The organism is Streptomyces sp. NPDC001889, assembly GCF_053594535.1.
In genome coordinates this window covers 191850-209942 of record NZ_JBSFER010000018.1, presented here as the reverse complement: position 1 = coordinate 209942, position 18093 = coordinate 191850, and the positions used below count along the sequence as shown (strand labels likewise).

The 18093-nt window shown below is 73.3% G+C and carries 17 protein-coding genes; 13 read left to right on the top strand and 4 right to left on the bottom strand.

All coding sequences use genetic code 11. The features are described 5' to 3' along the window. The first annotated feature begins 272 nt into the window (after positions 1 to 272). The 10 genes from ACWCRA_RS22230 to ACWCRA_RS22185 all read left to right on the top strand — a co-directional run bounded on the left by ACWCRA_RS22230 (position 273) and on the right by ACWCRA_RS22185 (position 10346). Positions 273 to 1295 (top strand): NADPH:quinone oxidoreductase family protein, encoded by a 1023-nt coding sequence (locus ACWCRA_RS22230; RefSeq protein WP_451068410.1) that lies wholly within the window; start codon positions 273 to 275, stop codon positions 1293 to 1295. Further along, on the top strand, positions 1292 to 2479 hold the full coding sequence (locus tag ACWCRA_RS22225) for an acyl-CoA dehydrogenase family protein (protein ID WP_351554609.1): 1188 nt from the start codon (positions 1292 to 1294) through the stop codon (positions 2477 to 2479). The genes ACWCRA_RS22230 and ACWCRA_RS22225 overlap by 4 nt, the downstream gene beginning before the upstream one ends. Beyond that, positions 2476 to 3597 (top strand): acyl-CoA dehydrogenase family protein, encoded by a 1122-nt coding sequence (locus ACWCRA_RS22220; RefSeq protein WP_451068409.1) that lies wholly within the window; start codon positions 2476 to 2478, stop codon positions 3595 to 3597. Before ACWCRA_RS22225 ends, ACWCRA_RS22220 begins: the two co-directional genes overlap by 4 nt. Positions 3598 to 3758: 161 nt before the next feature. Then, entirely contained in the window at positions 3759 to 5333 is a 1575-nt protein-coding gene (locus ACWCRA_RS22215) for an ABC transporter substrate-binding protein (protein ID WP_451068408.1), read from the top strand. A gap of 62 nt (positions 5334 to 5395) precedes the next feature. After that, positions 5396 to 6361: an ABC transporter permease gene (locus ACWCRA_RS22210; protein ID WP_351554667.1), complete on the top strand. Its 966-nt coding sequence runs from the start codon at positions 5396 to 5398 to the stop codon at positions 6359 to 6361. After that, complete coding sequence (locus ACWCRA_RS22205) at positions 6354 to 7232, top strand: ABC transporter permease (RefSeq protein WP_351554600.1); 879 nt, start codon at positions 6354 to 6356, stop codon at positions 7230 to 7232. Before ACWCRA_RS22210 ends, ACWCRA_RS22205 begins: the two co-directional genes overlap by 8 nt. 86 nt (positions 7233 to 7318) lie before the next feature. Next, positions 7319 to 8245 carry an ABC transporter ATP-binding protein gene (locus tag ACWCRA_RS22200; protein WP_451068424.1) on the top strand — a complete coding sequence of 309 codons (927 nt, stop codon included), beginning with the start codon at positions 7319 to 7321 and terminating at the stop codon, positions 8243 to 8245. A gap of 35 nt (positions 8246 to 8280) precedes the next feature. Then, entirely contained in the window at positions 8281 to 8952 is a 672-nt protein-coding gene (locus tag ACWCRA_RS22195; RefSeq protein ID WP_451068407.1) for an ABC transporter ATP-binding protein, read from the top strand. Positions 8953 to 9224: 272 nt separating this feature from the next. Then, positions 9225 to 10031, top strand: a complete 807-nt coding sequence (locus tag ACWCRA_RS22190; protein WP_451068423.1) for a phosphatidylinositol-specific phospholipase C/glycerophosphodiester phosphodiesterase family protein — start codon at positions 9225 to 9227, stop codon at positions 10029 to 10031. Positions 10032 to 10151: 120 nt separating this feature from the next. Beyond that, positions 10152 to 10346, top strand: a complete 195-nt coding sequence (locus tag ACWCRA_RS22185; RefSeq protein WP_351554594.1) for a hypothetical protein — start codon at positions 10152 to 10154, stop codon at positions 10344 to 10346. A 21-nt stretch (positions 10347 to 10367) separates the two neighbouring features. On the opposite strand, the gene ACWCRA_RS22180 is transcribed toward ACWCRA_RS22185, so the two are convergent. Beyond that, entirely contained in the window at positions 10368 to 10724 is a 357-nt protein-coding gene (locus tag ACWCRA_RS22180) for a DUF779 domain-containing protein (RefSeq protein WP_351554591.1), read from the bottom strand. A gap of 179 nt (positions 10725 to 10903) precedes the next feature. Between ACWCRA_RS22180 and ACWCRA_RS22175 the strand changes: the two genes are divergently transcribed. Both ACWCRA_RS22175 and ACWCRA_RS22170 read left to right on the top strand, forming a co-directional pair. Continuing rightward, positions 10904 to 11350, top strand: a complete 447-nt coding sequence (locus tag ACWCRA_RS22175; RefSeq protein WP_351554588.1) for a nitroreductase family deazaflavin-dependent oxidoreductase — start codon at positions 10904 to 10906, stop codon at positions 11348 to 11350. A 714-nt stretch (positions 11351 to 12064) separates the two neighbouring features. Further along, positions 12065 to 13258, top strand: coding sequence for a hypothetical protein (locus ACWCRA_RS22170; protein WP_451068406.1), 1194 nt, complete (start codon positions 12065 to 12067; stop codon positions 13256 to 13258). A gap of 39 nt (positions 13259 to 13297) precedes the next feature. Here ACWCRA_RS22170 and ACWCRA_RS22165 read toward each other — a convergent pair whose 3' ends face one another. The 3 genes from ACWCRA_RS22165 to ACWCRA_RS22155 all read right to left on the bottom strand — a co-directional run bounded on the left by ACWCRA_RS22165 (position 13298) and on the right by ACWCRA_RS22155 (position 16331). Beyond that, a complete protein-coding gene (locus tag ACWCRA_RS22165) occupies positions 13298 to 14308 on the bottom strand; it encodes an ABC transporter substrate-binding protein (RefSeq protein WP_351554582.1) in 1011 nt (336 codons plus the stop codon). A gap of 113 nt (positions 14309 to 14421) precedes the next feature. Further along, a complete protein-coding gene (locus ACWCRA_RS22160; RefSeq protein ID WP_451068405.1) occupies positions 14422 to 15219 on the bottom strand; it encodes an ABC transporter ATP-binding protein in 798 nt (265 codons plus the stop codon). Further along, positions 15219 to 16331, bottom strand: coding sequence for a FecCD family ABC transporter permease (locus tag ACWCRA_RS22155; RefSeq protein ID WP_451068404.1), 1113 nt, complete (start codon positions 16329 to 16331; stop codon positions 15219 to 15221). The genes ACWCRA_RS22160 and ACWCRA_RS22155 overlap by 1 nt, the downstream gene beginning before the upstream one ends. A gap of 539 nt (positions 16332 to 16870) precedes the next feature. On the opposite strand from ACWCRA_RS22155, the gene ACWCRA_RS22150 reads away from it, so the two are divergent. After that, positions 16871 to 18091 carry a serine hydrolase domain-containing protein gene (locus tag ACWCRA_RS22150; RefSeq protein WP_451068422.1) on the top strand — a complete coding sequence of 407 codons (1221 nt, stop codon included), beginning with the start codon at positions 16871 to 16873 and terminating at the stop codon, positions 18089 to 18091. The last annotated feature ends 2 nt before the right edge of the window (positions 18092 to 18093 follow it).

Below are 18093 nucleotides of genomic sequence, written 5' to 3'. Positions count from 1 at the left end.
CCGGACCGCCTCCCTGCCGTGTCATGTTCCGCGTGTCACCGTTTCCAGCGCCGATTGGAATCGATTACACCGAGGTGTGACAAGAGGTCGTGACCGGATTGTGATCTGCCGGTTCGCTTCTCTGTTCCGGCTGGGCGACGGCTCCCGGCCCTGGTCTCATGGGTGCGTACCCGGCGTCCGGCCGGGCGCGGCGCCTCCTTCCCGGAGTGCAAGCGACCGCTTAGTATGCGCTCCGTGGGCAGTGCTGCCAACGGTTTGTGGGAGGCCACGAGATGCAGGCATGGCGAGTGCACCGCAACGGCGAGCCGAACGAGGTGATGCGGCTCGAAGAGGTGGAGCGGCCGGTCCCCGGGGAAGGACAGGTGCTGCTCAGGGTCCGCGCCGCCACGGTCAACTTCCCCGACGCGCTGCTCTGCCGGGGGCAGTACCAGGTGCGGCCCCCGCTGCCCTTCACCCCCGGGGTCGAGGTCTGCGGCGAGACCGGCGACGGGCGCCGGGTGATCGCCAACCCGGTGCTCCCGCACGGCGGCTTCGCCGAGTACACCCTCGCCGACGCCGCCGGGCTGCTCCCCGCGCCCGACTCCCTGGACGACGCCGGTGCCGCCGCCCTGTGCGTCGGCTACCAGACCGGCTGGTTCGGGCTCCACCGCCGGGCCCGGCTGCGGGCGGGCGAGACCCTGCTCGTCCACGCGGCGGCCGGCGGGGCCGGCAGCGCGGCGGTCCAGCTCGGCAAGGCGGCGGGTGCCACGGTCATCGGAGTGACCGGCGGGCCCGAAAAGGCCGCCGCCGCCCGGGAGTCCGGCTGCGATCTGGTCATCGACCGGCACGCTCAGGACGTGGTGGCCACCGTGAAGGAGGCGACCGGCGGGCGGGGCGCGGATGTCGTCTACGACCCGGTCGGCGGTGACGCGTACACCATGGGGGCGAAATGCGTCGCCTTCGAGGGCCGCATCGTCGTCGTCGGGTTCGCGAGCGGCACGGTCCCGGCCCCGATGCTCCACCACGCCCTGGTGAAGAACTACTCGATCGCCGGGCTCCACTGGGGCCTGTACCGCCAGAAGGACCCGGCGGCCGTGCGCGACTGCCACCGGGAGCTGACCCGGCTGGCCGCCGAGGGCGCGATCGCGCCGCCGATCAGCGAACGGGTCCCCCTGAAGGAGGCCGCCGACGCCGTCCAGCGGGTCGCCGCCGGCACCACCACCGGCCGTCTGGTGGTCTTCCCGGGCGCCGTCGAGGCCCCCCGGACCGGGGCGGTCGCCGACGGGAGCCGCACCCGGCGGGGGGACACCCGATGACCGCCACCGGCGACGGCGGCGTGCGCGGCCTCGCCCGGGACCTGCTCGCCGCCCATCCGCCCGCCACCACCGCGCGGGCCGACTTCCTCCGGGCCCGTTTCGACGCCGGGCTCGCCTGGGTGCACTACCCCGAGGGCCTCGGCGGCCTCGGACTGCCCCGTTCCCTCCAGGCCGTCGCCGACGCCGAACTGGCCGCCGCCGGCGCGCCCGGCAATGACCCCCGCCGGATCGGCATCGGCCTCGGCATGGCCGCTCCCACTCTGCTCGCCCACGGCTCCGAGCAGGTGAAACGGCGCTTTCTGCGCCCCTTGTGGACCGGCGAGGAGATCTGGTGCCAGCTCTTCAGCGAACCCGGCGCCGGTTCGGACCTGGCGGCGCTCGCCACCCGCGCCGTCCGGGCCGGCGAGCACTGGACCGTGGACGGCCAGAAGGTGTGGACCTCCGGCGCCCACCTGGCCCGCTGGGGCATCCTCATCGCCCGTACCGACCCCGATGTGCCAAAGCACCGGGGCATCACCTACTTCATCTGCGACATGACCGACCCCGGTGTGGAGGTCCGCCCGCTCCGCCAGATCACCGGCGAGGCCGAGTTCAACGAGGTCTTCCTCAGCGGGGTGCGCATCCCCGACGCCCACCGCGTCGGCGGCATCGGCGACGGCTGGAACGTGGCCCGCACCACCCTGATGAACGAGCGGTTCGCCATCGGCGGCGGCCGGCTGCCGCGCGAGGGCGGGATGATCGGCCGGGCCGCCCGCACCTGGCGCGAACGCCCCGAACTGCGCACCCACGATCTCCATCAGCGGCTGCTGGCCCTCTGGGTGGAGGCCGAGGTCGCCAGGCTCGCCGGGGAGCGGCTGCGCCAGCAACTCGCCGCCGGCCGCCCCGGGCCCGAGGGCAGCGCGATGAAGCTCGCCTTCGCCCGGCTCAACCAGCGGATCAGCTCCCTGGAGGTGGAACTCCTCGGCCAGGAGGGGCTGCTCTACGACGACTGGACCCTGCGCCACCCCGAACTGGTCGACTTCACCGGCCGGGACGCGGGCTACCGCTATCTGCGCGCCAGGGGCAACTCCATCGAGGGCGGCACCAGCGAGGTGCTCCTCAACATCGTCGCCGAACGGGTGCTCGGACTGCCGTCCGAACCGCGCGACGACAAGGACACCGCCTGGAAGGACCTCGCCCGATGAACCCCGGGACCACCCGCACGACCGGCCTGGCCGGCGACACAGCGGCCGGCCCGCCCGGCCTCCTCTACTCCGACACCGAGGACGAACTGCGCGCCGCCGTGCGCGCCCTGTTCACCGACCGGGCCGGCACCCCCGCCCTGCTCGCCCGCGCCGAGGCCGGGGCGCCCTACGACCCGGTGCTCTGGAAGACCCTCACGGCGGACATCGGCGCCGCCGGACTCCTGGTGCCCGAGCGCCTCGGCGGACAGGGCGCCGGCCACCGCGAGGCCGCCGTCGTCCTGGAGGAGATCGGCCGGGGCATGGTGCCCGCGCCCTATCTCACCAGTGCGGTCATCGCGACCGAGACCCTGCTCGGCCTCGGCGGCTCACACCCCGGCGCCCCCGGCCTCCTCGGCGAGATGGCGGCGGGCCGGGCCACCGCCGTCGTCGCCGTGCCGCTCTCCACCGCACCGCACGGACGGCTCCCCGCCGGCACCGCCCCCGTCCCCGCGGTCGCCGACGCCGCCGCCGCGGATGTGCTGCTCATGCTGCTGCCCGACGGTCTGTACGCCGTCGAACGCCCCCCGCTCGTCCCGCAGACGGCCCTCGACCTCACCCGCCCGCTCGCCACCGTCACCCCGGTCCGCGAGGGCCTCCGGCTCGCGGACCGGCCCGCCGCCGAGCGGGCCGTCCGCCGGGGGCTGCTCGCCGGGGCAGGGCTGCTCGCCTCCGAGCAACTGGGCACCGCCGAATGGTGCCTGGAGGAGACCGTCCGCCACACGCGCCGCCGTCATCAGTTCAACCGTCCCATCGGCTCCTTCCAGGCACTCAAGCACCGTATGGCGGAGCTGTGGCTGGAGATCGTGTCGGCCCGCGCCGCCGCCCGCAACGCCGCCGGGGTCCTCGCCGCCGGCGGTCCCGGCGCACCCCTCGCGGTCGCCGTGGCACAGGCGTACACCTCCAGGGTCGCCGTCCACGCCGCCGAGGAGTGTGTCCAATTGCACGCGGGCACCGGCATGACCTGGGAACACCCCGCGCATCTGTACCTCAAGCGCGCCAAGTCGGCGGAGATCGCCCTCGGTTCCCCGGGCAGCCACCACCGGGCGCTGGCCGAGCTGACCGGGCTCCGCGGCCCCTAGCCGCCGTCCCGCTTCCCGGAGGTATTACGCACCCCATTGACATGCTGTTTAATGCAATCCGTTCGCAATAACAGCTGATCTTCAGTAGGGGTGTGGGTAGCGTGTCCGCGCGACCGAACCGACCGACGCGATCCAAGCGATCGATACGCGGCCTGGCCGCCATGACGACCGTCGCCGCGCTGACCGCCGGCGCGGCGGCGTGCTCCAACCCGGAGAGCTCCGGCTCGGACGGCAAGGACGCCGGGACCAGCGCCGTCGTCGGTATCGCCTATGAGCCGGAGACCCTCAGTCCGCTCCTCGGCTTCGGCAAGGACGGCAACTCCAAGATCTTCGACGGGCTGCTCGCCTTCGACGCCGAGATGCGGCTCAAGCCCGCCCTCGCCGCCGCGCTCCCCGAGGTCGGCGCGGACGGCCTCACCTACACGTACAAGCTCCGCCAGGGCGTGGAGTTCAGCGACGGGAAGCCGTTCACCGCCAAGGACGTGCTCTTCACCTACCGCACCATCCTGGACGAGAAGACCAACAACGCCTCGAAGTCCGAACTCGACGCGATCGAGGACATCCGGGCCCGGGGCGACGACACCGTCGTCTTCACCCTGAAGTACCCCTACGCGCCCTTCGCCCAGCGCACCGTCCTGCCCATCGCGCCCGAGCACATCGCCGGGGAGCAGGACGTCAACACCGGCCCCTTCACCACCAAGCCGATCGGGACCGGCCCGTACACCCTGACCAACTGGTCCAAGGGCGAGAAGATCAGCTTCACGGCCAACCCGTCCTACTGGGGCGGCGCGCCCAAGGTGAAGAAGTTCACCATGGCGATCATCAAGGACGACGACGTGCGCGCCACCCGGCTGCGCGCCGGCGACCTCGACGGCGCGATCCTGCCGCCGAACCTCGCCGAGGGCTTCAAGGGCGACAAGGGCCGGAAGACCCACGCCGCGAAGACCTACGACTACCGCACCGTGACCCTCCCGACCGGCAACAAGGTCGCCGGGGACACCGCCGTCCGCCGGGCGCTCGATGTCGCCGTCGACCGGCAGGCCATGGTCGACCAGATCCTGGAGGGCGCCGGAAAGCCCGCTCACGGCCCCGTGCCCACCGACAGCGAGTGGTTCACGAAGGGCACCGAGCGCACCCACGACCCGGCCCGGGCCAGGAAGATCCTGGACGACGCCGGCTGGAAGCCCGGCGCGGACGGCATCCGGGTCAAGGACGGCGTGCGCGCCGAGTTCCCGCTCTGGTACCTCTCCGGCGACCGGCTCCGCCAGGACCACGCGCTCGCCTACGCCTCCGACGCCAAGAAGGCCGGGATCTCCATCAAGACCCAGGCCGGCACCTGGGAGGTCATCGAGCCCCGGATGAAGAGCGACGCCGTCCTCGCGGGCGGCGGCGCCCCCGGCGACCCCGACTTCGACCAGTACCTGCTGCTCACCTCCTCCCTCGCGGGCGACGGCTTCAACAACATGGCCTGGTACGACAACCCGGTGGTCGACAAGGCGCTGGTCAAGGGCCGGGAGAGCGGGAAGAGGGCCGAGCGGAAGGCCGCGTACGACACCGTCCAGCGCGAGCTGGTCAAGAACCCCGGCTACACCTTCCTCACCCACATCGACCACCTCTACGTCGTGGACGACACCTGGGAGCCGCTGACCAACCAGGTCGAGCCGCACGACCACGGTCTCGCCTCCGGCCCCTGGTGGAACGTCGAGGACTGGACGCCCAAGGGCACGGAGAAGTGACCACCGGCCTCATGAAGGGCGGGGCGGCGACCCGGCGGGCGCGCCGCCTCCCCTGGGGGCCGATGGCACGGATGGCGGGGCGGCGGACACTCTTCGCCGTCCCCGTCCTGCTGGCGGTGACCTTCGGCGTCTTCGCCGTCGCCGCCGCCTCCCCCTTCGACCCGGTGAAGGCGTACACCGGCACCGCCGGGCTCACCGCCTCCCAGGAGAACCTGGACCAGATCCGCGCCAACCTCGGCGTCGACCAGCCCTTCACCACCCGCTGGTGGAACTGGCTCACCTCCGCCCTCACCGGCGACCTCGGCGACTCCAGCGTGATGCGCCAGCCCGTCGCCGATGTCATCACCGAACGCGTCGGCTGGTCGGTCCTGCTCGCCACCACCGCTTTCCTCGTCGCGATCGTGCTGGGCACCGTCCTCGGCGTGCTCGCCGCGCGCCGCCCGGGCGGCTGGCTCGACCGCGCTGCCTCCTCCGCCGCGTACACCCTGGAGGCCGCGCCCGCCTTCTGGCTGGGGCTGCTCGCCATCTGGTTCTTCGCCCTCGAACTGGGCGTCCTGCCCGCCGGCGGGCTCACCGACACCGGCAGCGATGTCATCACCCCCGGCCAGGTCGCCTCCCACCTGGTGCTGCCCGCCGCCGTCCTCGGCATCTCCCAGCTGCCCTGGTTCTTCCTCTACGTCCGCCAGGGCGTCGGCGACGCCCTCGACGAGGACCCCGTGCGCGGCGCCCGCGCCCGGGGCCTGGGCGAGAGCACCGTCCTGCTGGGACACGCCCTGCGCTCCGGGATGCTCCCCATGCTCACCCTCATCGGCTCCCGTGTCCCCGAGCTGATCACCGGCGCGCTGCTGGTGGAGACCGTGTTCAGCTGGCCCGGCATCGCCGCCGCCACCGTCGAGGCCGCCACCTCCGTCGACTTCCCGCTGCTCGCGGCGCTCACCGTGCTCGCCACCGCCGCCGTCCTCCTCGGCAATCTGCTCTCCGATCTGCTGTACGGACTCGCCGACCCGAGAGTGGGCTTCGATGGCTGACACCCTCCCCGAGACGTCCTGGCGCTCCCGGGGGCGCACCCGGCGCTCCACCCGCACGGTCCGGATCTCCGTCTCCGGCCTGATCGTCGCCGCCGTCGTCCTCGCCGTGCTGATCGTGCCGCCGCTCGTGCAACTGGACGAGCAGGCCGTCGACCTCTCCCAGAAGCTCCAGCCGCCGTCCTGGGCCCACCCCTTCGGCACCGACGACGTCGGCCGGGACCTGCTCGTGCGCTGTGTCTACGGGCTGCGGATCTCGCTCCTGGTCGGACTGGTCGCCGCGCTCGTCGCCACCGTCGTCGGCACCCTCGTGGGAGCGGCCGCGGCCGCCTTCGGCGGCTGGGTCGACCGGATCGTGATGCGGCTCGTGGACACCTTCGCCTCCGTGCCCCACCTCCTGCTGGGCATCTTCATCGTCGCGATGTTCCGCCCCGGGGTCTGGCCGGTGATCGCCTCCGTCGCCCTCACCCACTGGCTCTCCACCGCCCGGATCGTCCGCTCCGAGGTGCTGTCGCTGCGCTCCCGCCCCTTCATCGACGCCGCCATCTCGGGCGGCGCGTCCCGGCTGCGGGTCACCGGACGGCATCTGCTGCCCAGCGTGCTGCCGCAGGCGGGGCTCGCGGCCGTGCTGATGGTGCCGCACGCCATGTGGCACGAGTCGGCGCTCTCCTTCCTCGGTCTGGGGCTCCCCACCCACCAGGCGAGCCTGGGCAACCTCGTCCAGTCCGCGCGCAGCTCCCTGCTGGCGGGGGACTGGTGGCCGACCCTCTTCCCCGGACTGTTCCTGATCATCCCCACCCTCGCGATAGCGGGGCTCGCGGGGGCCTGGCGGGAACGGATCAACCCGCGCCGTCGATCGGAGCTGATGCTGTGACTCCCGCCCCTCCGGCCTCTCCCGTCGCCCCCGTGTCACCGGCGTCCCCGGTCCTCTCGGTGCGGGATCTCTCCGTACGGTTCCGGATGCGCGGCGGCCGGCACATCGCCGCCGTCAGCTCCGTGGGCTTCGACCTCGCGGCGGGGGAGTGCCTGGCGCTCGTCGGCGAGAGCGGCTGCGGCAAGTCGGTCCTCGCCTCCGCGCTCCTCGGACTGCTGCCGGGCAACGCCCAGACCACGGGCAGCGCCACCATCGACGGCCTCGAACTGCTCGGCGCGGACGAGCGCACCCTCGCCCGCACCGTACGGGGGCGGCGCGTCGGACTCGTACCGCAGAGCCCCGCCGCGCACCTCACCCCCGTACGCACGGTCGGCGCGCAGCTGGAGGAGACCCTGCGGGCCCTGACCGGCACGCCCCGGCGGGAGCTGCGCCGGGCTGCCGTCGCCGCCGCCGAGCGCGCCGCCTTCCCCGCCGACCACCTCGACCGCTACCCGCACGAACTCTCCGGCGGGCTCGCCCAGCGCGCCGCCACCGCCCTCGCGCTCATCGGCGACGCGCCCCTGCTCCTCGCCGACGAGCCCACCACCGGGCTCGACCGCGAGCTGGTCGACCGGACCGCCGACGAGCTGCGCCGGCACATCGACGCCGGCGCCGCCGGCCGGGCGCTGCTGATGATCACGCACGATCTCGCGGCGGCCGAGCGGATCGCCGACCGGGTGGCCGTGATGTACGCGGGCCGGATCGTCGAGATCTCCGCCGCGAGTGCCTTCTTCGGCGAGCCGGGGCCGCGCCACCCCTACGCGCGAGGGCTGCTCGCGGCGCTGCCCGAGCGCGACTTCGCCCCCATCCCGGGCCTTCCGCCGGAGCTGGGCGACCTCCCCGAGGGGTGCGCCTTCGCCGCCCGCTGCCCGCGCGTGACGGAGCGCTGCGCCACCCGCCCGCGCTTCGAGGAGCGCGTGGCCTGCCACCACCCGGCGACCGTGTCCGACGAGCGGAGGACGGCCCGTGTGTGAGCCCGCCGCCCGCCCCGCCGGCCAGGAGGCCCGCCGTGCTTGAACTGGACTCCATCACCGCCGGGTACGACCGCCGCCGTCCCGTCGTCCGCGACGTGTCGCTGACCCTCGCTCCCGGGGAGGCCGTGGGACTCCTCGGCCCCAGCGGCTGCGGCAAGTCCACCCTCGCCCGGGTGGCGGCGCTGCTGCACCGCCCGTACGCGGGCCGGGTCGTCATCGACGGCGAACCCGCCCGGGGCTGGCGGCACACCGCGCCCCGCGCCCAGCGCACCGCGATCGGCGTGGTCTTCCAGCAGCCGAGGATGTCCGCCGACCCCCGGCTCTCCCTGCGCGATCTGATCGCCGAGCCGCTGCGCGCCACCGGCCGCCGGGACGAGACCGGCCTCCGGGTGGCGGAGCTGGCGGACGCGGTCGGCCTCACCGGAGAACTCCTCGCCCGCCGCCCGCACGCGGTGAGCGACGGCCAGCTCCAGCGCGCCTGCCTGGCCCGGGCGCTGGTGCTCCGGCCGCGCTGGCTGATCTGCGACGAGATGACGGCGATGCTCGACGCGTCGACCACCGCGGCCCTGGTGGCGGTGGTCGAGGAGTACCGCCGCCGTGAGGGCGCCGGGCTGCTGGCCGTCGGCCACGACAGGGTCCTCCTGGAGCGCTGGTGCGACCGGACCCTCCACTGGAGCACCCCGGCCCCGGCCCCGGCCGCCGTCTGAGGAGCCCCCGGTCCCGCACGGGCGGGCGGGTGCCACCTCGGCCGTCCCCGAGGTGGCACCGGCCGTCCCCGAGGTGGCACCGGCCGCCCCCGAGGTGGCACCGGCCGCGCCGGCGGGTGGCGTTCCGGTGGCGGTGGCGCGAACTCCCCGTGGTCCCCTGCCCTTCCGGGGCCCGCGGGCCGATACTCGGGGCGTCCCTCCCCTCTCCGCGCACCGGAGGCATCCCCGTGCCGAGCACCCGCCGCAGAGCCCTGACCGTCGCCGCCGCCGCGCTGGCCGGCGGCATCACCGTACCCGCCGCCGCCCGTGCCGACGGGCGCTCCCGCACCCGCGCGCTGCGCCGGGCGCACGCGCACAACGACTATCTGCACCCGCGCCCGCTCCACGACGCCCTGGCGCACGGCTTCACCAGCCTGGAGGCCGATGTCTTCCTGGTCGGCGGGGAGCTGCTGGTCGCCCACACACCCGGGGAACTCGACCCCGCCCGCACCCTCGGCGCCCTCTACCTCGACCCGCTGCTGGAGCGGGTCCGGGCCCACGGCGGCCAGGTCCACCGGGGCCGGCCGCACCCCGTGCAGCTCCTGATCGACATCAAGGCGGACGGCGCCGCCTGCTACGGCGAACTCGACCGGCTGCTGCGGCGGTACCACCGGATGCTCAGTGTCTTCTCGCACGGACGGGTCCGCCTCGGCGCGGTCACCCCCGTGATCTCCGGCGACCGGGCCGCCCGCGCGCCGATGGAGGCGCAGGCGCACCGGTACGCCTTCTACGACGGCCGTCTCGACGACCTCGGCACCTCCGCCCCGGCCTCCCTCATCCCGCTGGTCTCCAGCAACTGGAACCACAGCTTCACCTGGCGCGGAGTCGGCCCCTTCCCGCCGGCCGAGCGGAAGCTGCTGCGCACGATCACCGCCTCGGCCCACGCGGGCCGCCGGCGCGTCCGCTTCTGGGCCACCCCCGACACCCCCGGAGCCGCCCGGGAAGCGGTCTGGGGCGAGCTGCTCGCCGCCGGCGTCGACCATCTCAACACCGACGACCTGGCCGGCCTGGAGCGGTTCCTGCGCCGCCATGGGCCCTGACGGGACGGCCCGCGAGCCCAACCACCCGTACGGCGGACACGCCAGTCGGCCGTACGGACCGCTCACTGCGCCAGACTACGGCCGAATGCCGCAAATCCGGCACAGTGAAGGAGGTTGGCGATGGCCATTTCGATTTCGGTGGTGCTGCTTCTGGTGGTGCTCGCGGTGATCTTTCTCCGCAACGGCGGACTGAAGTTCTCCCACGCGCTCACCTGCGCGCTGCTCGGCTTCTTCCTGGCGGGCACCAGCATGGCGCCGACCATCCACGAGGGGGTCGCGGCCACGGCCGAGGTCGTCGGCAGCCTGCATCCGTGATCCCGGTCCCCGGGCGGCGGATCAGCCGCCCACCACATGGGACCGGATCAGGAACCGCACCCCCTCCGGCGCCTCCAGGGAGAAGCCGCTGCCGCGCCCCTCGACCACATCCACCACCAGCCGGGTGTGGCTCCACAGCTCGTACTGGCTCCGCGACATCCAGAAGGGGATCACCTCCGCGACGCCCTCCACGCGCAGCTCCGCCAGCAGCACATCGGACTGCCCGGTCCGGAACTCGCCTCGCGGATAGCACATCGGGGCGCTGCCGTCACAGCAGCCGCCCGACTGATGGAACATCAGCGGACCGTGCGCCGCCGTGAGGACGGACAGCAGTTCTGCGGCGGCCGGAGCCAGCTCCACGCGCGGGGATGCGGTCATCCCGGCAGCAGAGCACGGACAAGGTTGCGACCCCGTTGCGCCCCGCCATTCGGCCGACGGGCCCTGTCGCCCGCGCCCGTGTCCGGGAATGATGTCGGGGGTCCGGCCGCTTGGACGATGTGGCGGCGAAGCGGCCGTGACCGACGAGAACTGTCTCCGAGGAGAGAAGGGCGGACACCATGCCTCTTGAGGGCGAGTACGAGCCGAGCCCGGCGCAGTGGGTGCGGGACCAGGTCGAGCTGTACGAGAGCTCCGGCGGCACCGAGGGTACGACACTCAGGGGCATGCCCGTCGTCATCCTGACCACCCGGGGCGCCCGGAGCGGCCGTATCCGCAAGTCCCCGCTGATGCGGGTGGAGCACGGCGGCCGGTACGCCATCGTGGCCTCGGCCGGCGGCGCGGACAAGCACCCCGTCTGGTACCACAATGTGGTGGCCGAGCCGGAGGTGGAGCTTCAGGACGGGCCCGTGCGGCAGGACATGACGGCACGCGAGGTGACCGGCGAGGAGAAGGCCGAGTGGTGGGCGCGGGCCGTCGAGGCCTACGCCGACTACGCCGACTACCAGAAGAAGACGGACCGCCCGATCCCCGTGTTCGTCCTCGAACCGGCCGGGGAAGCCGTCTGAGCGGAGCCGTGGAACCCGGCCCCGTCTGCGTGTGCCGCGCGGGGGCCGGCCCTGCCCGCCGGACGGGATGAATTCGGCGGTCCCGTCATGCGGTGAAGCGCGCCCCGCCCCGCCCATCCCGCCCGCCTCGCCGGCCCCGCCGGGAGCCCGGGCGATCCCCGCGATCCCCGCCTCGGCCTCCGAGGCGCGGGGATTCGTGGCCCTCGGCGCGGCTCCTGTGGTCCGGGGTCCTTCCTTGAGCGCCGGACCGACCGGGAGTGCCCGGCGCCGGTCCCTGTGCGCCGGGACGCGTCGTTGAGCGCCGCACGGGCGCGGAGCGTCCGGCGCGGGTTCAGGCCAGATTCGGGGCGGCGGGGCGGCGCCCCGGCCGGCACCCGCCACCGACGGCCGCCGGGCGCGCCCGGGCGGCCGTCCTCCCGGTTCCCGCTCCCCGGCCCCCTGCGGAGCCGCCCCTCGGGCCACATGCCCCGCAGAGCCCGCCAGGCGACCGCGCCCCCCCGCCCTGTCCGGAACGGACGCGCATTTTCCCCACCCCGACATCGGCGCGGCACCACCATGACCGGTATTGACCATATGAAGGTCAGAAGTGTCGTTTTCCTTATACGCCGGAGACACGCCACGTTCATCCGGCGCTGGTCTCCCGTGCACGCGCGGCGGGCATCACTCCCACACCCCCATCCCTCAGAGCCCAGGATCAGGACCTCGGAGGAACCCATGCGAAGAAGCACCCCCACCCGGCCGGCGGCCCTCCCCATGACCCTCGTCACCGCCACGGTCGTCGCATCGGCCGTGGTGGCGGGCGGCGGCACGGCCCACGCCCGCACCCCCGCCGAGCACCTCACCGCCAGGACCCCGCTCCCCGCACCCCCCGTCGTCGACGGCGGCGCCTGGAAGTCCGGCCACCTCCAGGGCATGGCCCTCGACCGGCTCAAGGGCCATATGTACTTCTCGTACACCAACCTCGTGGTGAAGACCGACCTGCGGGGCAAGCCCATCGGCTCCGTCACCGGTTTCACCGGACACCTCGGAGACCTCGCCTTCAACAAGAGCGACGGCCGGGTCTACGGCTCCCTGGAGTACAAGTCGGCGAAGGCCTTCTACATCGCGATCCTCGACGGCGACCGCATCACCCGGATGAACATGGACGCCGAGTCCACCGGCGTGGTCACCACCGTCCACCTCGGAGAGGTCGTCAAGGACTACACCGCCGACATGAACGGCGACGGGGTCTTCGACGGCAACACCGGCAACACCCCTGATCACCGCTACGGCTGCAGCGGCATCGACGGCGTGGCCTTCGGCCCCGCCCTGGACGGCTGGGGCCAGAGCCGGCTCACGGTGGCCTACGGCGTCTACTCCAACACCACCCGCACCGACAACGACCACCAGGTCCTGCTCCAGTACGACGTCCGCACCTGGTGGAAGTACGAGAAGCCGCTCACCGAGAGCGCCCCGCACACCAGCGGCCCCCGGTTCCACCAGGGCAAGTTCTTCGCGTACACCGGCAACACCACCTACGGCGTGCAGAACCTGGAGTACGACGCCGACAGCGGCAACTGGCTGATGGCGGTGTACAAGGGCAAGAAGAAGACCTTCCCCAACTACTCGCTCTACGTCGTCGACGGTGCGAAACGCCCCCGCTGGGCCCCCGTGACCGGCCAGGCGCGCCCCGAGTACGGCCGCCATCTCTCCCTGCTGCCGCAGGGGCTGCACGACACGAAGACCGGTCTGTACGGGTATGAATCGGCCGGGCAGTACGGGCTGATCCCGCTCGACGACGGCCGCTTCTACGTCGCCGAGGCGGGCACCGTCGACTCGGGGGGCGAGACCCTCCAGACCGGGCGGGCCCTGCTCCACGAGTGGACCGGCGCCACCCCCAACCCGTTCGCCCGGCTCACCCGCCGCTGATCCGTACGCCTCCCCGTTGCCGAGTTCGGCGGCCGGCGGTCAGCGGGCCCCACCGCCGAACTCCTCGGCCAGCTTCTCCACGGCGGCCGGGTTGCGCGGGCTCTCCACCAGATCCACGTAGTCCAGCACGACGAAACGGTTGTTCCGGACCGCCGAGACACCCGCGAGCGGCGGATACGAGCGGAGGAAGTCCTTCTTCTGCCCGGCGGTGGTCCCGCCGTAGTTGTTGATCACGATCACCTCGGGGTCCCGCTCCACCACCGTCTCCCAGCCCACCGTCGTCCAGCTGTCCTCCAGGTCCTTCATCACATGGTCGCCGCCGGCCTTGGTGATGATGTCGTGCGGTCCGGCGAAGGCTCCCGAGGTGAACGGCTTGTCCCGGCCGTCGTCGTAGAGGAAGACCCTCGGCCGGTCCGCCCCTCGCGGCGCCCCGGCCTGCGCGTCGGCCACCCGCTTCCGGAACTCCCGCACCAGCTCGTCGGCGCGCTTCTCGACATCGAAGAGGGTCCCGAGGTTGCGCAGATCGGTGTAGAGGGCCTCCAGCGGCGGCATCACCCCGCGCACCTTGCCCTTGCCGCTGCGGCAGGACTCGGTCAGCAGATACGAGTCGACTCCGAGCCGCTTCAGCACGGCGGGGGTGAAGCCCTCGCCCTCGTTGAAGCCGTAGTTCCAGCCGGCGAAGACCAGATCCGCGCGGGCGTCGAGGACCAGCTCCTTGTTGATCCGCTTCTTCGACAGCCAGGTGGTGCGGTCGTAGGCGCCCTTCCACGGCACGTCCTTGACGGAGCCCTTGTTGTCCGGCATCACATAGCCGGCCATCCGGTCCTCCAGACCGAGGGCGAACATGATCTCGGTGATGCCGACATCGTTGGTGACGACCCGCTCGGGAGCCCGGTCGAAGGTCCTGCGCTCCCCGCAGTTCTCGATGGTCACCGGGTAGTGGCGGCCGGCCCGGGGGCCCTTCTCCTCGGTGGCGACCTCGGCCCCGCAGCCGGAGAGCGCCAGCACGGTGGCGAACGCCAGAGCGGCGGTGAGCGGGGGACGGAACATGGCACGGACTCCTCGGTGAGAGCGGACAGCGCGGCGAAACGAACAGAACAGTCAGCACGGACAGAACAGACAGCACGGACAGGGCGCACAGGGCGCACAGGGCGGACGGAGGGTCAGAAGGGCCGGGGGATCTCCCCGGGACCCGGCGGCAGCCGGTCGAACAGCAGATGGACCGCGCCCGACACCGGATGCGCCACGCGGTGCGCCCGCACCCCGAACACCTCCGCGAGCAGCTCCGCCGTCAGCACCTCCCCGGGAGGCCCACAGGCCACGATCCGGCCGTGGTCGATCACCTGGAGCACATCGCAGTGCGCCGCCGCCAGATTGAGGTCGTGCAGCGCGGTCAGCACCGTGAGGCCGCTGGCGCGCACCAGCGCGAGCACCTCCAACTGCTGGGCGATGTCCAGATGGTTGGTGGGCTCGTCGAGCACCAGCACACTCGGCCGCTGGGCCAGCGCGCGGGCGATGAGAACCCGCTGTCTCTCGCCGCCGGAGAGGGTGGGGAAGGCACGGCCCGCCAGATGGGCCGCACCGACCGAGGCCAGCGCGGCCCGGCACACGGAGCGGTCCTCGGCCGTGGTCCTGACGGCCGCCCGCTGATGGGGGAGACGCCCCATCGCCACCACCTCGGCGACGGTGAAGTCGAATTCGGCCATGGTCTCCTGGGGAAGCGCCGCCACTCTGCGCGCGCCCTCCCGGGAGCTGAGCGCGTGCAGATCGTCGCCGTCGAGCCGTACCGTGCCGGCCGTGGGCGTCAGCGCCCGGTAGACACAGCGCAACAGGGTGGACTTCCCGCTGCCGTTGGGGCCGACCAGACCCACCAACTGCCCGCTCCCGGCCCGCACGCTGACCTCCTCCACCAGACGGGCCCCGGCCACGGAGACGGTCACGTCCTCGATGTCGATCCGCATCACTTGCCTCCGAAGGCATAGCCGCGACGGCGCATGAGCAGGACGAAGCACGGCACTCCGATGACCGCCGTCAGCACGCCCACCGGCAGCTCGGTCGGTGCCAGCACCGTCCGCGAGAGGATGTCCACCCAGATCAGCAGGATCGCGCCCGCCAGGGGCGCGACCGCCAGCAACCGGCGGTGGTCGGCGCCCACCACCATCCGTACGGCATGGGGGACCATCAGCCCCACGAAGCCGATCGCCCCGCTCACCGCCACCACCGCACCCGTGACGGCGGCGGAGACCAGGAAGAGTTCCCGGCGCAGCCGGTCCGCGTCCACGCCCAGCGCGGCGGCGGTCTCGTCGCCCATGGCCAGCGCGTTCAGCCGGCGGGCGGAGAGTCCGAGATGGACCAGCCCGGCGGCCACCGCGCCCGCCGCGATCGGCACCGAGTCCCAGTTCGCCCCGCCGAGGCTGCCGAGCAGCCACATCATCGCGGAGCGGGCCGCCTCACCGTGCTCGGCCGCGAAGACCATGAAGGTGGTGACGGCCGAGAAGCCGTAGTACATGGCGGTGCCCGTCAGCACCAGCCGGACCGGGGTGAGCCCACGATCCGTCCTGGCCACCGCGTACACCAGGGTCATCGCCAGCAGAGCGGAGACGAAGGCCGCGGTGGAGAGCGCCCAGACCCCGAGGGCGCTCAGCGTCCCGAAGATGAGGACGGCGTTGGCCCCGACCGCCGCCCCCGAGGAGATCCCGAGGACGAACGGGTCGGCCAGCGCGTTGCGCACCATGGCCTGCACGGCGACCCCGATCGCGGCCAGACCGGCCCCGACGACCGCCGCCAGCACGGCGCGCGGGAAGCGCAGCTCCCAGACGATGGTGTACGCGGCGGCCTCGCCGGGGGTGATGGTGCCGCCGGTGAGCCCGGCCCGCAGATGGCCCAGCACCTCGCCCCAGCCGATGCCCGAGGCGCCGATGCCCGCGCCGCAGACCACGGAGAGCGGCAGCGCCGCGCCGAGCGCGAGGACGAGCGGGAGGAGGGGGACGCGCCGGAGCGGCGCGGGGCCCGTGCCCGAGGGGGCCGGACCGCCGGGTGGCGCGGTGGTCTTGCGGTCGGTGCCTACGGCCACGTGCGAGGTCGCTTCCGCCTCGGGCCGTGCTCCGGCGGGGAGAAAGCGGCCCGGTGACGCACGCGCCCGGCCCGGCATCCTCTCGCAGTCCACGGCGAGTTGACAGGATTCAGCGCCGCTGCGGGTGATCGGGCTCACGGGCCCGGCTCTCCCGGGCTCCGTCCACCGTTGCGGGTCAGCGCCGGATTTCGACCGGACTTCCCCCACAGGGCGGTTGCAGCGTAACGCGTCCCCGCGCGGGCCGTCGGGCGGGGGCCGCCGCACGCGGGTCGGCGGCCGGCCCAAGTGCCCCGGGGCACCGCCCGTCACCGGCCGCGCGGGTCTCCCGCCCGGCGCGGCGGCCCGCCGGGCGCCGGTGATCCCGTCACCCCGGCACGAGCGCTCCGTCACCCCGGGTGGCGGGGGCGGGTGCCGCCGTGCGGGGCCGCCGGAGCGGACCTAGCCTGGTGAAAGATGTCCGTCCCCGGCCCGGAGGAGGTCCCGTGAGGTGTTCGCCGTCTCTCCGGCGCGGGGCCTGCGCGGCTCTGGCGACGGCCGCGATGCTGGTGGCACCCGTCTCCACGGGAGTCGCCGGCACCCTGACCGCGCCGGGGGCCGCCGCCTCCGTGTCCGCCGCCTCTGTCGCCGCCTCCGCCTCCGGGGAGCCCTCGCCGGGCGGTGGATTCCCCGAGCTGGACGCCTCCGTCGCCGAGCGGCTGGACACGGCGGTCCAGCGGGTCATGCGGGAGGCCCGGGTGCCCGGTGTCACCGTCGGGCTGTGGGCCGCCGGGAAGGGCGGCTATGTGCGCTCCTTCGGCGTGGCCGACAAGGCCGGCGGCGCGCCCATGGAGCCCGGTCTGAACATGCGGATCGGCAGCGAGACCAAGACCTTCACGGTGACGGCGGTCCTCGAACTGGTGGACCGGGGCGAGGTGGGACTCGACGACCCGATCGCGCGGTACGTCGAGGGGGTGCCCAACGGGGACCGGATCACCCTGCGCGATCTGGCGGGCATGCGGAGCGGGTTGTTCAACTACTCCATGGACGAGGACTTCTTCCGGGCGCTGACCTCCGATCCGGAACGGCCGTTCACCCCGCAGGAGTTGCTGGACTACTCCTTCAAGCACCCGGTGCGGTTCCAGCCGGGGGCGGAGTTCGAGTACTCCAACACCAACGCGATTCTGCTGGGGCTGGTCGTGGAGAAGGCCGGCGGCATGCCGCTGAACGAATTCATCGAGGAGAATGTCCTGGAGCCCGCCGGGCTGCACCGCACACTCTTCCCGACCGGCGCGGAGTTCCCCGCTCCGCACGCCCACGGCTACACCGACCAGACGGCGTCCGGCGAGGTCGAGGACGCCACGGACTGGAATCCGTCCTGGGGCTGGGCCGCCGGGGCGATGATCTCCGACCTCGGGAATCTGCGCAGCTGGGCCCGGACCGTCGCCACCGGCACCCTGCTGACCCCGGAGACCCAGGCCGAGCGGCTGAGGACCGGCCCGACCACCATCCCGGGCGCCGGGTACGGCCTGGGCATCTTCAATGTGCGGGGGTGGATCGGCCACAACGGATCACTGCCCGGCTACGAGTCCCTGACGATCCATCTCCCCGAGGAGGAGGCCACCCTGGTCGTCCTCCTCAACACGGACATCGTGCACGACGGGGCCGAGCCCAGCACCCTCTTCGGTGAGGCGGTCACCCGCATCGTGACACCGGACCACGTCTACAACCTCCCGGTACCGGCGACGAAGTCCCCGTCCCCGTCTCCGTCCCGCAGCGGCTGAGC